Origin of the sequence: Bacteroides gallinaceum (genome assembly GCF_030373775.1) — a bacterium.
In the GTDB taxonomy this organism is placed as follows: Bacteria; Bacteroidota; Bacteroidia; order Bacteroidales; family Bacteroidaceae; genus Phocaeicola; species Phocaeicola excrementipullorum.
In genome coordinates, this window is the sequence record NZ_JAUDEN010000006.1 from 1 (window position 1) to 13,028 (window position 13,028).

General features: G+C 49.2%; 8 protein-coding genes. 7 read left to right on the forward strand and 1 reads right to left on the reverse strand.

Annotated elements, in window-relative coordinates:
* The first annotated feature begins 386 nt into the window (after positions 1-386).
* Complete coding sequence (locus QUW60_RS04845) at positions 387-836, forward strand: cupin domain-containing protein (RefSeq protein ID WP_289558805.1); 450 nt, start codon at positions 387-389, stop codon at positions 834-836.
* A gap of 109 nt (positions 837-945) precedes the next feature.
* Here QUW60_RS04845 and QUW60_RS04850 read toward each other — a convergent pair whose 3' ends face one another.
* A complete protein-coding gene (locus QUW60_RS04850; RefSeq protein WP_434736846.1) occupies positions 946-3,102 on the reverse strand; it encodes an alpha-galactosidase in 2,157 nt (718 codons plus the stop codon).
* Positions 3,103-3,306: 204 nt separating this feature from the next.
* On the opposite strand from QUW60_RS04850, the gene QUW60_RS04855 reads away from it, so the two are divergent.
* From QUW60_RS04855 to QUW60_RS04880, 6 genes are all read left to right on the forward strand, one after another.
* Positions 3,307-4,197: a helix-turn-helix domain-containing protein gene (locus tag QUW60_RS04855; RefSeq protein ID WP_258338055.1), complete on the forward strand. Its 891-nt coding sequence runs from the start codon at positions 3,307-3,309 to the stop codon at positions 4,195-4,197.
* A 401-nt stretch (positions 4,198-4,598) separates the two neighbouring features.
* Positions 4,599-5,723 (forward strand): glycoside hydrolase family 26 protein, encoded by a 1,125-nt coding sequence (locus tag QUW60_RS04860; RefSeq protein ID WP_434736844.1) that lies wholly within the window; start codon positions 4,599-4,601, stop codon positions 5,721-5,723.
* Between the two features lie 2 nt (positions 5,724-5,725).
* Entirely contained in the window at positions 5,726-6,898 is a 1,173-nt protein-coding gene (locus QUW60_RS04865) for a glycoside hydrolase family 130 protein (protein ID WP_289558962.1), read from the forward strand.
* Positions 6,899-6,921: 23 nt separating this feature from the next.
* Positions 6,922-8,313, forward strand: a complete 1,392-nt coding sequence (locus QUW60_RS04870; RefSeq protein ID WP_289558811.1) for an MFS transporter — start codon at positions 6,922-6,924, stop codon at positions 8,311-8,313.
* Positions 8,306-9,499: an AGE family epimerase/isomerase gene (locus QUW60_RS04875; protein ID WP_289558812.1), complete on the forward strand. Its 1,194-nt coding sequence runs from the start codon at positions 8,306-8,308 to the stop codon at positions 9,497-9,499. The genes QUW60_RS04870 and QUW60_RS04875 overlap by 8 nt, the downstream gene beginning before the upstream one ends.
* Positions 9,500-9,753: 254 nt before the next feature.
* Positions 9,754-13,026, forward strand: a complete 3,273-nt coding sequence (locus QUW60_RS04880; protein ID WP_258338052.1) for a SusC/RagA family TonB-linked outer membrane protein — start codon at positions 9,754-9,756, stop codon at positions 13,024-13,026.
* Positions 13,027-13,028: the final 2 nt, after the last annotated feature.

Here is a 13,028-nt window from a genome sequence, read left to right on the forward strand (position 1 = left end):
CGGATCAGTCTGCATGATATGTAATGGACAGCTTCTGCCTTTGGGTGCAGAGGTTGAAATGTAAATCAAACGCCAAGGCACGGAAGCACGGAGGTTTATTGTTCTCTGCGTTTCCGTGCCTTTTTGCGTTCGTTGTGTGGGATGCTGGACGGACGGATAGCTTTGGCGGATGGGGATGTGCTTTGGACTTTGCGGGGGAAGGTGTTCTTTTGGAGGCGGCGCTGGTTCATTATGCTGTATGAAAAATAGTTAAAGTTGAAAATGGAAGTCTTTCATATTCAACAATAGTTTCATTCAGGTAACTGATTGTGGTGCAGGTGCCTTATTGTATGCGCTGAAAAATGCTTCTATATTTGTTCTGTAGAAACATAAAACAGAAGCAGGTTATGAAACAGATCGAGAAAGTGGCTGAGGCCAAGAATTTTGCGGCTATATGTGTCGGCAAAATGAACGAATTGGGTGATTATGAATTGCAGCTGGGTCCGGACGTGAAGATTCCGGGTAAAGTGTTTGGGGGATCTTCTCTGCAGGCTACAGGAAGCGAATTTTCGTTCCAGTCATTCCGTCCGGGAACGGAAACCGGCTTTTTGCATACGCACAAGAATCACGAGGAGTTGTACTTCTTTCTGAGCGGAAAGGGAGAGTTTCAGGTGGATGGCAAAGCGTTTCCTGTAGAAGAAGGTACGGTGGTCCGTGTATCTCCCGAAGGCAGACGTTCTGTCCGCAACAATGGAACAGAGCCGCTGGTCATGTTGTGTGTGCAGTACAAGGCCCATACGTTTGCGGCCGAGGATGCTGCTGATGGAAATATCCTGAATGAGGCAGTGAAGTGGTGATGGCATCTTGAGCCGTATGCGTTTACGTCTGTTTGTTGCAGAGAGGCTGCGCCAGAAATGAAAGTTGGTTTTCATGTTGGCGCAGCCTCTCTCAGCATCTCTCTTTTTTTCAGTTCACAGCTTCCAGATAGAGCACGCGGCTGGCGTAGTCGTTTTGCTTATGATAGTCAACGTTGTGCCTGTATGGGATTTCCAGGCCGTTGTTCATCAGAAACGCTCCGCTGAATGTCTTTCCTTCGAACGCAAGCGGGGTGTTGTCGATCCGGTTCAATTCGTGGATGCGATAGCGTTTCTCCGGGTTCAGTCCCGCCATCTTGACACGCGGTATGTGCTGGTTGACAAATGTTTCCGTTTTCCACCAGTAGAATGCCGCTTTGTCTTTTTCCGGTGAAGTGTACATCAGTGAAGCCACACCCAGTCGGTCGTAAGGAGAAATCAGGCGATAGATGTCGCCGAACTGCACAATCGGTCGGATGGTCTTGTAGTCTGCGATTGCTTTGCGGCAGAGTTCTTTTTCTTCATCGGTCATGTTCTTCGGCTGGATTTCCATTCCCAGGCGTCCGCTCATGGCCACATCGATGCGGTATTTCAGCGGAATGGTCCGGAATGTCTGATGATTCGGAGCAGCGCTGATGTGCGAAGCCATTGCGATGGCCGGGAAGAAGTAAGACGTTCCCCACTGCATGTAGATCCTTTGCAAGGCATCGGTGTTGTCGCTCACCCAAAACTCGTCGAAGTAAGGAAGATAGCCGTAGTTTGCGCGTCCGCCTCCGCTGGCACAGGCCTGAATGGTCAGATCCGGATATTTGGCCCGGATGCGCTGGCAGATTTTCTCAAGACCGCGATGGTATTCGATGTACATGTGGCTCTGTTTGTCTTTGTTCAGGAAATTCGAGCCGTGGTTCATGATGTCCATGTTCGCATCCCATTTGATGTAGTCTATTTCGGGGTATTCTGTCATCAGATTGTCTACAACTCCAAACACGAAATCCTGCACTTCCGGATTGCCCAGATCGAGCACGACCTGCGTTCCTCCGCGTCCCAGCACCGGATCACGCTGGGGAGCCTTCAGAATCCATTCCGGATGCTTTTCATAGAGTTCGCTGGTGGTGTTTGCCATTTCCGGCTCGATCCAGATGCCGAACTTCACTCCGTTTTTCCTGGCGTCGGCCAGCAGTCCCCCGATACCTTTCGGAAGTTTGGTCGTGTCTGTCACCCAGTCGCCCAAGGACGAGTTGTCGCTGTTTCGCTTGTACTTGTCGCCGAACCATCCGTCGTCCATGACAAACAGTTCTCCTCCCATCGAGGCGATATCGGCCATCATCTGGTCCATGCCTTTCTGGTTGATGTTGAAATACACGCCTTCCCAGCTGTTGAGCAGGATTTTGCGAAGCTGGTTTCCGTGCGCCAGCTTGTGGAGCCGTGCCCAGCGGTGGAAATTGCGGCTGGCTCCGCTCAGTCCCTCTTTGCTGTAGGTGAGGGCCAGTTCCGGAGTGCGGAACGTTTCTTCTTTTTCCAGTGTATAGGCCGAGTTCTCTTCGTTGATTCCGGCATAGAACTGATGGTATTCGCTGTCGTCCGTGTCAATTCTCAGCTTGTAGTTGCCCGTATAGCAGAGCGCGGCACCGATTACGTTGCCTGAGTTTTCCTGCGGTTGTCCGTCGAGCGAGAACATCACTTCAGCGTGGGCCGTATGCGAGTTGCGCACCCCGTCCTTGTTCTTGATGACCTTCATGCCCGGTTCGAGCGCTTCTTGTGCCAGACGCCCTTCGTTTGCCCACGAGCCATAAAGCGACGAGAGCCATACGTTTCCTCTGCGGATGGGCAGGTAGGCCGAAGCGAACTGGTTCAGTGCCACCGGCTTTTTTTCTCCGTGGCTGATTTCGGTCCATGTTTCAATGACATCGGCATCCTGATAAGCTTTGTAGCAGACATCGATGTAGAAAGGATACACCTTGTCTTTCATGGTTATGGTTGTAATGACCGCATTGTTTTCGGTCCGTGAAGCCGTTTTTTCCACTTCCATCTGGAGCGACATGTTTCCGTCGGCATGTTTCACGGCCAGTGCCGCTTCGCCGGGGCAGTTCATTCCGTATACGGGATATGCCGGAAACTGCGGCAGGCCCGAACTGCTGATATTCTTCAGGTCATCTTCAGATAGTTTTTCACCGTAATAGATGAATTTCAGTTCCTGTCCTTCGGATGCGTTTATCACGAGTGAAGTATTCGGCGTGGAAACGCAGATGTTTTCGGCCGAAAGAGCCATGGACAGCAGGCCCAGTCCTGTGAGCAAATACATTTTTCTTCTCATGTGCATTGATGATATTAGATGATTATTACAAGTGCAAAAATAAGCGTTTTGCATGTGACTGACTGGTATTTTTTTATCAATTCCTCATGAAATATTTGCGGCTTGCCGGAAACTTTTTAATTTTGCTTTGAGAAACGCTTTGTTAAAAAAGATATTGCTATGGACAAACTTGACGATTCGCATATCATCCGTGAAATAACTCCTCTTTCAGACAAGGACTGCTTTTATATTGCAGACAGAAGGAAGACGGAATTCACCTATCCGATACATTGCCACAAGGAATTTGAGCTTAACTTCGTCGAGCACGGCAAGGGCCTGAAACGGATTGTGGGAGATTCCGTTGAATCCACTTCCGACTATGATCTGGTGCTGATAACGAGTTCTGATCTTGAGCATTGCTGGGAGCAGGGCGACTGCCATTCTCCGGACATCCGCGAGGTGACGATACAGTTCTCGTCCCATTTCTTTGACAGCCTGATCAATACCAACCAGTTTGACCGGGTGAAGGAAATGCTGAACAGGGCGAAGAACGGCCTTTGTTTTCCCATTTCTGCTATCATGAAGATTTATTCGCAGATAGACACCCTCTCGGAGAAGAAGGGCTTCTATGCGGTGCTGAGCTTCCTTTCGCTGCTGTATGAACTGTCTTTCTTCGTAGACCAGGCACGCACGCTCTCAAGCTCTTCATTCGCGAAAATCGAGGTGCAGTCCAACAGCCGGAGGATTCAGAAAGTGCAGCATTATATCAGCGAACACTATCAGGAGGAGGTGCGGCTCAACCAGCTTGCCGAGATGGTGGGGATGACAGGGGTGGCTTTCAGCCGTTTCTTCAAGTTGCGCACAGGGAAAAGCCTGTCGGACTATATCATTGACATCCGTCTGGGATATGCTGTAAGGCTGCTGGTGGATTCTACCATGTCGATAGCCGAAATCTGCTATGAGTGCGGATTCAACAACCTGTCGAATTTCAACCGGATATTCCGGAAGAAGAAATCCTGCTCGCCGAAAGAGTTCCGTGAGAATTACCGGAAGAAACGGGTGCTCATCTGACCGTTTGTCTTTTGTTTGCAGCCGGCTTCTGCTCCGTTCGCTCAGGGAACAAAAGCCGGCTTTCCGTGCGGAAAAGTCAGGATGATGCCGTCGGATTCTGTATTCCACGTTGTGGATTGTATAAACCGCATTGTGGAATGTATGTTTCACGCTGTGGATTATATAAACCACGCTGTGGAACGGAGTTTTTGCCGGCTTGTTTCTGCCTTTTTCCCTTGCAGCTTCCGGTTTGCCGGAAGGATGGGTGCGCATTGGCGTATGTGCGGCAGCGTTTTTCCGCTTTTTATTTCTTGTATTGCTTTTGGCTAAAATAGTATTGTTCTTTTTGCGCCGACTCGCCTAATTTTGCACTTACGAAAAGACAACGAAAACAGATTACTGAATCCTATTAGTTAAGTAGTATGAACTTGAAGGTTATGACAGGGGCGGTGATGTTGGCGGCATTCGCCTCTTGCTCGACAGAGCCTGCTGTGACGGACAACAGCAAAACGCCGGAAGCGAGATTTCTTGAAGCGCAGTTGAAGAATGTGCCGAAGTTCGGCTTTATGATCGGTCACCACGATGACCCGGTGTATGGCATCGGATGGGAGGGCGATTCAGCACGCAGCGACATAAAGAGCGTGTGCGGCGATTATCCAGCCGTGATGTCGTTCGATCTGGGGCATATTGAGCTGGGAGGTGAGATGAACCTCGACAAAGTGCCGTTTGACCGGATCCGCAAGGAAACGGTGGCTCAATATGAGCGGGGCGGAATCGTTTCTTTCAGTTGGCATGCGGACAATCCGCTCACAGGGAAGGATTCGTGGGACGTGTCTGACTCCACGGTCGTGAAGTCGGTGTTGCCCGGAGGGGCGAATCATGAGAAATTCATGGGATGGCTGGATGCGGTTGCCGATTTCTTCAATTCAATCCGGACGGCAGATGGAGTGAAAGTTCCCGTATTGTTCCGTCCGTGGCACGAGCATACCGGAAGCTGGTTCTGGTGGGGGCAGAACTTGTGCTCGGCCGATGAATATAAGCGTCTTTGGGAAATGACATATAGCCGTATGCAGGAAAAGGGAGCCAGCCAGTTGCTCTATGCTTATTCTCCGGGTACGGAGCCTCAGGATTCTGCGGCATATCTGGAACGTTATCCGGGCGACAGCATCATTGATCTGATCGGGGTGGACGGTTATCAGTTCGACCGTGACGCCTATCTCAAGAGCATGAACGGCGTGCTGCGTGTGATGCAGCAGGTGAGCGTGAGCCATCAGAAGCCGATGGCAGTCACCGAAACCGGTTATGAAACCATTCCCGATTCTGTATGGTGGACACAGACTTTGTTGCCTTTGGCAGAGAAGTATCCGGTAAGTTACGTGCTGTTCTGGCGCAATGCCCGCGAGCGTGAAAACCATTTCTATGCCCCTTATCCGGGCCATGCTTCGGAAGCTGACTTCGTGAAGTTTTACGAGAGCCCGAAAACGCTTTTCCTGAACGATTTCAATAAAATTAATTTCAACAATACTAATGAAAACGAAGAGTTATGACTATGAACAACTTTGATGAGAAAGTAAAGGCTTTGTTTGCCAAGCACGAGGTGTTGATTTCCCGGAAGAATGAGCCGGTTGAGGATTCCAACGGCGTGTATGTGCGTTACAAGTATCCGGTGTTGACGGCCGCTCATGCGCCGGTGTTCTGGAGGTATGATCTTGACGAAAAGGCCAATCCCTACCTGATGGAACGCATTGGCGTAAACGCTGTGCTGAATTCGGGCGCGATCAAATGGCATGGAAAATATCTGTTGGTTGTGCGCGTGGAGGGCGTTGACCGGAAATCTTTCTTTGCGGTGGCGGAAAGCCCGAACGGGGTAGACAATTTCCGTTTCTGGGACTACCCGGTCACTATGCCGGATGATGTGGTGCCGGCTACCAATATTTATGACATGCGGCTGACCGCTCATGAGGACGGATGGATTTATGGCGTTTTCTGTGCGGAACGTCATGACAGCAATGCGCCTGCGGGTGACTTGTCGTCTGCTACGGCCACGGCCGGCATTGCCCGCACAAAAGACCTGAAGACCTGGGAGCGTCTGCCCGACTTGAAGTCGAAAAGCCAGCAGCGCAATGTGGTGCTTCATCCGGAGTTTGTTGACGGCAAGTATGCGTTCTATACCCGTCCGCAGGACGGATTTATCGATGCCGGAAGCGGCGGAGGCATCGGCTGGGCCTTGGTAGAGGATATCACCCATGCGGAGGTGAAGGAAGAGAAAATCATTGAAAGCCGCTATTATCACACCATAAAGGAGGTGAAGAACGGGGAAGGCCCGCATCCCATCAAAACGCCGAAAGGGTGGCTTCATCTGGCGCACGGTGTCCGCGGATGTGCTGCCGGGCTGCGCTATGTGCTGTACATGTATATGACATCTCTTGAAGATCCCACCCAAGTGATTGCATCGCCGGGCGGTTATTTTATGGCTCCGGAAGGAGAGGAGCGTGTGGGCGATGTTTCAAATGTGTTGTTCTCCAACGGCTGGATAGTAGACGAGGACGGTACGGTGTATATTTATTATGCATCTTCCGATACGCGCATGCATGTTGCCGTTTCTACTGTTGATAAGCTGGTTGACTATTGTATGAATACTCCGGAGGACGGACTGTCAACGTCGGCATCTGTTGAAACCTTGAAGAAATTGATTGACCGCAATATGGCGATCATGAAATGACAATAATAAAAGTAAGTACTGCCATGATAACACTTAGAGAGAAAATAGGCTATGGATTAGGCGATATGGCTTCTTCCATGTTCTGGAAGTTGTTTGGAGCCTATCTGATGATTTTTTATACGGACATATTCGGGCTTCCTGCCGCGATGGTCGGAACAATGTTTTTAGTCACAAGAATTTGGGATTCGGTTTTTGATCCGGTAATAGGTATTATTGCAGATAGAACAGACAGTCGTTGGGGCAAGTTCCGTCCTTATTTGCTGTTCCTGGCCGTTCCTTTCGGCTTGATTGGGGTACTTACTTTTTACACGCCGCCGTTTGGCGATGCGGGCAAGCTGGCGTATGCCTATATTACTTATTCGCTGATGATGATGGTTTATTCGGGGATCAATGTTCCTTACGCTTCCCTTTTGGGCGTGATGAGCCCTGATCCGAAGGAGCGCGGGACCTTGTCCACTTTCCGCATGATGTTTGCCTATCTGGGAAGTTTCATCGCTCTTCTGCTCTTTATGCCGATGGAGAACGCCTTCAGCGGGCACAGTTCCGATATGGCAGACCAGCAGCATGGCTGGCTGATGGCGGTGGTTGTGATAGCGGCGATGTGTGTGTTGCTTTTCTTCGGCTGCTTTTCATGGACGAAAGAACGGGTGAAACCGATCAGGGAAGTGAAAAGTTCACTGAAGGAGGATGTGCGCGACTTGTTCCGCAACCGTCCCTGGTGGGTTCTTTTCGGTGCCGGCATAGCGTCGCTGGTGTTCAATTCCATCCGTGACGGCGCTGCGGTGTATTACTTCAAGTATTTTATCGTGGAAGAAGACTTTCATGTCATTTCGCTCTTTGGAATGTCGTTTGTCTTGAGCGGCCTTTTCCTGTCGGTCGGACAGATGGCAAATATTGTTGGCGTTGTGCTGGCGGCTCCCGTAAGCAACAGAATCGGAAAGAAGAAGACTTTTGCCGTTGCCATGTTGCTGGCTACGGTGTTGAGCGTCGTCTTCTATTGGTTTGATAAGGATGACTTGGTTTTGATATTTGTGTTCCAGTGTCTTATCAGTATCTGTGCCGGAAGCATTTTCCCTTTGTTGTGGTCGATGTATGCCGATTGCGCCGATTATTCGGAGATGAATACAGGAAACCGTGCCACAGGTCTGATATTCAGCGCTTCTTCGATGAGTCAGAAGTTCGGCTGGGCTATCGGTACGGCCGTTACGGGATGGCTGCTGTCTTATTTCGGATTTCAGGCGAATGCTGTTCAGAGCGCGGAAACGATACAAGGTATAAAGATGTTTTTAAGCTGGCTGCCTGCTGCTGCGGCATTCATTTCGATGCTGTTCGTGATAGGCTATCCCTTGGGCGAACAAAAGATGAGAGAGATAATCGAAACGTTAAACTTAAAGCGTACAATGAAAAATGATTAAGAAATTAGAGGCTCTTCGTGAAGAAGTGAAGGATGAACTGGTGAATGATATTTTACCGTTCTGGATGAATAGGATGACCGACCGTGAGCAAGGCGGATTTTACGGACGCATTGACGGAAACAATTGCTTGCATCCGGATGCTCCCAAAGGAGCGATATTGAATGCCAGAATATTGTGGACCTTTTCAGCCGCTTTCCGCCTGTTGAAGAAGCCGGAATATCTGGAAACGGCTACACGCGCCAAACGTTATCTGCTGGATTTCTTTTATGACAAGCAGTATGGCGGCATATTCTGGGAGCTGAATGCCGACGGTACACCTTCGGATGTCAAGAAACAGATTTATGCCTTGGGCTTTGCTATTTACGGACTGAGTGAGTATGCCCGCGCCACCGGTGACCGCGAGGCTTTGGAATATGCGGTCCGGTTGTTTGAGGTGATTGAAAAATACAGTTTTGATCCGGTGCAGAACGGCTATGTAGAAGCATTGACCCGCGAGTGGCAGCTCATACAGGACATGAGATTGAGCGATAAGGATGAGAACGAGAAGAAGACGATGAATACGCATCTTCATATTCTGGAGCCGTATGCGAATCTTTACCGCGTGTGGAAAGACGAACGTCTGGAAAAGCAGCTGCGCAACCTGATCAAGGTATTTGTAACCAGAATACTTGACGCGGAAAGCGGGCATTTGAATCTCTTTTTTGAAGAGGATTGGTCAAATAAGTATCATATTATCTCTTACGGACATGATATTGAAGCCTCTTGGCTGATTCATGAAGCGGCATTGGTGCTGGGAGATCAGCAGTTGCTGGCAGAAACAGAACCGGTAATAGTGAAGATAGCCCGGGCTGCCGATGAAGGCTTGAACCGGGATGGCAGCATGATTTATGAGAATTTTGTGGACAAACAGAAAGTGGATCGCGAGCTTCACTGGTGGGTTCAGGCAGAAAATGTGGTGGGGCATATCAATCTGTATCAATATTTCCATGACGAAGACGCTTTGCATAAAGCATTGAAATGCTGGCAGTTTATAAAAGAGAACCTGATAGACGGCGAAGGCGGAGAGTGGTACTGGAGCCGCTATGCCGATGGAACGGTTAATCGGAAAGATGACAAGGCCGGGTTCTGGAAATGCCCTTATCACAATGGGCGCATGTGCATGGAAATCATCGAACGCTTTTCTTGAGATAAGTCAATCTGATGAAATGCAGAGGGTTTCCAACAGCATCAGGAATCCCTCTGATATCTGGTAAGGCAGTTGTTTCGATAGTGTTACATATGGATAATAAAGTATCATAACACTATTGCAAATGTTACTACTTTTGCCTTTGTAAAAATAAGATAACCTTAGGACTGGTATTTTAAAGAAACAATCTTTATTAACCTGTTTACATGTTATCCTACAAGTAAACGTAATATTAATCATATCAAAAACACAGTATGAAGCTAAATGTAAAAAGAAGCGTCTGGGTGGCTGGAGCTTGTACAGCTTTCCTGTTGGGTGGCGCGTCGCATGCTTGGGCTGTATCTTCGGCGGAAGCTGAAATTGCGCAGCAGGCAAAAAAGCAGATTACAGGTAAAGTTGTCGATGCTGCCGGTGAGGCGGTTATCGGTGCGAGTGTAGTGGAGAAAGGGACGACCAACGGTGTCATCACTGATCTTGACGGTAATTTTTCTTTGAGCGTGGCTCCCGGTGCCACCGTTGAAGTTTCGTTTATCGGGTATACAACACAAACAATCAAGGTTGGGAATCAGACTTCTTACAATATTGTCATGAAGGATGATTCTGAGATGCTTGACGAAGTGGTGGTTGTCGGTTATGGTACAATGAAGAAAAGCGACCTTTCCGGAGCATCTGTTTCTATGGATGAAGACGCTATCAAAGGCTCCATTATCACAAACCTTGACCAGTCGCTTCAGGGACGTGCGGCAGGTGTGGCCGCTGTATCTACTTCCGGTGCTCCGGGTTCGGCTTCCTCAATCCGTGTCCGCGGTCAGGCAACCATCAACTCTAATGCTGAACCGCTGTATGTGATCGATGGTGTCATTGTACAAGGTGGCGGACAAAGCGGTTCCGACTTCGGACTGGGCGATGCACTGGGCAACGGTTCTGTATCAACCATCTCCCCACTTTCTACCATCAACCCGCAAGATATCGTATCGATGGAAATCTTGAAAGACGCTTCCGCTACCGCCATCTATGGTGCGCAAGGTGCGAATGGCGTTATCTTGATTACCACCAAACGTGGTAAGACAGGCGAGGCGAAATTTACGTATGACGGGATGGTAGCCGTACAACGCCAGACCAAACGCCTGGACATGATGAACCTGCGCGAATTTGCCAGCTTCTACAACGACTTCGTGGACGTGGGTGAACTGGAACCTAGCAGCATTTACGGTGACCCGTCACTTTTAGGCGTAGGAACCAACTGGCAGGATGCCATCTTCCGTACTGCCTTGCAACACCAACACCAGGTGTCGGCACAAGGCGGTAGCGAAAAAGTGAAGTATTATGTGTCGGGTTCTTATATGGACCAGGACGGTACGTTGATAGGCTCCAGCTTCAACCGTTACTCATTCCGTACCAACTTGGATGCCGAACTGAAACCGTGGTTGAAAATCGGTTTGAACGCCACGTATTCATCGACCAAAGACGACTTGAAGTTGGCAGACAGTGACCAGGGTATCATCAACTACTCTCTGACCACGCCGCCCGACATCCCCATCTACGACATCGACGGGAACTACTCATCGGTAGTGCGCGAAGGATATACCAATCCCAACCCCATCGCTTTGGCGATGATGGACCAAATCCTGCTCTACCGTCAAAAGTTGACCGGAAGCATCTTTGCTGATGTAACTTTGATGAAAAATCTGACCTGGCACGCCGAGTTCGGCTATGACATCAGTTATAACAAAGGTGAACGCTACCAGCCGCGAGTAGACTTAGGCAACTGGCAGCGGGATAGCAACATGAGTTCTATCTCAAAGAATAACAGCACCTTTTGGCAATTGAAAAACTACGTAACCTACACAGGGCAGATAGACAAGCACGGATTTACGGCAATGGTAGGACAGGAAATGTGGGCTTCGAACTACGACAACACACGCGTAGAAAACACCAACTTGCCTTCGGACGCTGTACACAATCCTTCTTTAGGAAGTGGAACACCGACCATCAGTTCTGGTTTCGGAAGCTCGTCGATGGCATCATTCTTTACCCGTCTGACCTATAATTACGACGACCGCTACTTAGGTACTTATACCTATCGCTACGATGGTTCTTCAAACTTCGGTCCCGACAACCGTTGGGCTGGATTCCATGCTGTAGCTGCCTCTTGGCGCTTCTCGAATGAAGCATTCTTCGAGCCTGTCCGCAACGTTATCAACAATGGTAAGCTCCGTCTTGGCTGGGGACAAACCGGTAACTCCAATATCGGCGGATACCGCTGGGGTGCATCCATCTCACGTATGCCTACCGGATTGGGATTAGGATACCGCCAGACAAACATCGCCAACTTAGGCGTAAAATGGGAAACGCAGGAACAAGTAAACGTGGGACTTGACTTAGGCTTTTTCAACGACCGTATTGGATTGGTAGTAGACTGGTATAAAAAAGTATCAAAAGACATGTTGATGTCTCTTCAGCTACCGTCCTATATGGGAACATCGGGCAATGTTTCTTCGGCACTTGCCGCTCCAATGGGTAATTACGGCGACATTGAAAATACCGGTTGGGAAATCACTTTGAATACCCATCCGCTCATCGGCGAATTCCAATGGGATTCTGACTTCCAGATTTCGTTCAACAAGAACAAACTCCGCGCCTTGGACGGCACAGCCAACGCGCAAATTGTGGGCTACGGACAATGGAACGATGTGGTGAGTGTAACTGAAGTGGGTGAATCGCTCTATAATTTCTACGGCTATGTATGCGATGGCGTGTACGAAGACTTGCGCGATCTGCAAACATCTCCAAAACCTGCACACTATCCTGCTGACGGCGTGTTCAACCGCACCAATACCGTATGGGTAGGCGATATCAAGTATAAAGATTTGAACGGTGATGGAGTCATTGATGAAAACGACCGCACCAACATCGGGTCGCCGCTGCCCAAGTTCACGTTCGGATGGACCAACACCTTCCGTTACAAGAATTTCGACCTGAGCATCTTCTTGAATGGCTCGTATGGCAACAAGGTATACAACTACATGGCAATGCAACTGACCCACATGAACTCGCCTTGGCGAAATCAGCTGAATGCGGTAAACGACCGTGCACAGATAGTTGCCATCGACCCGGGCAAAGACTACTCGCAAGGAGTAAACGTGAACGGTGTGACCGTATGGAACTGGTATGATGACATAACCAACGTACGTGTGTCGAACCCCGGCACAAACACTCCGCGTGCTTCCATTCAAGATCCGAACGACAACGACCGTATCAGTGACCGCTACATTGAGGACGGTTCGTACATCCGACTTAAAAACATCACATTGGGATATACATTCCCCAGCAAGCTCATCAACAAATGGGGACTGGATAACTTGCGTATCTATGCCAATATCCAAAACCTGCTGACTATTACCGGTTACGATGGTTACGATCCTGAAATCGGCGCAAGTACCGCCAGCATGAACGTGTACGGTCTGGATAATGGACGTTATCCTTCGCCAACAGTTTATTCATTCGGATTGAACATTTCTTTCTAACC

Coding starts and splice junctions, on each gene's coding strand:
- QUW60_RS04845 (WP_289558805.1), top strand. CDS start 387: ATGAAACAGATCGAGAAAGTGGCTGAGGCCAAGAATTTTGCGGCTATA.
- QUW60_RS04850 (WP_434736846.1), bottom strand. CDS start 3,102: ATGGCTCTTTCGGCCGAAAACATCTGCGTTTCCACGCCGAATACTTCA.
- QUW60_RS04855 (WP_258338055.1), top strand. CDS start 3,307: ATGGACAAACTTGACGATTCGCATATCATCCGTGAAATAACTCCTCTT.
- QUW60_RS04860 (WP_434736844.1), top strand. CDS start 4,599: ATGAACTTGAAGGTTATGACAGGGGCGGTGATGTTGGCGGCATTCGCC.
- QUW60_RS04865 (WP_289558962.1), top strand. CDS start 5,726: ATGAACAACTTTGATGAGAAAGTAAAGGCTTTGTTTGCCAAGCACGAG.
- QUW60_RS04870 (WP_289558811.1), top strand. CDS start 6,922: ATGATAACACTTAGAGAGAAAATAGGCTATGGATTAGGCGATATGGCT.
- QUW60_RS04875 (WP_289558812.1), top strand. CDS start 8,306: ATGATTAAGAAATTAGAGGCTCTTCGTGAAGAAGTGAAGGATGAACTG.
- QUW60_RS04880 (WP_258338052.1), top strand. CDS start 9,754: ATGAAGCTAAATGTAAAAAGAAGCGTCTGGGTGGCTGGAGCTTGTACA.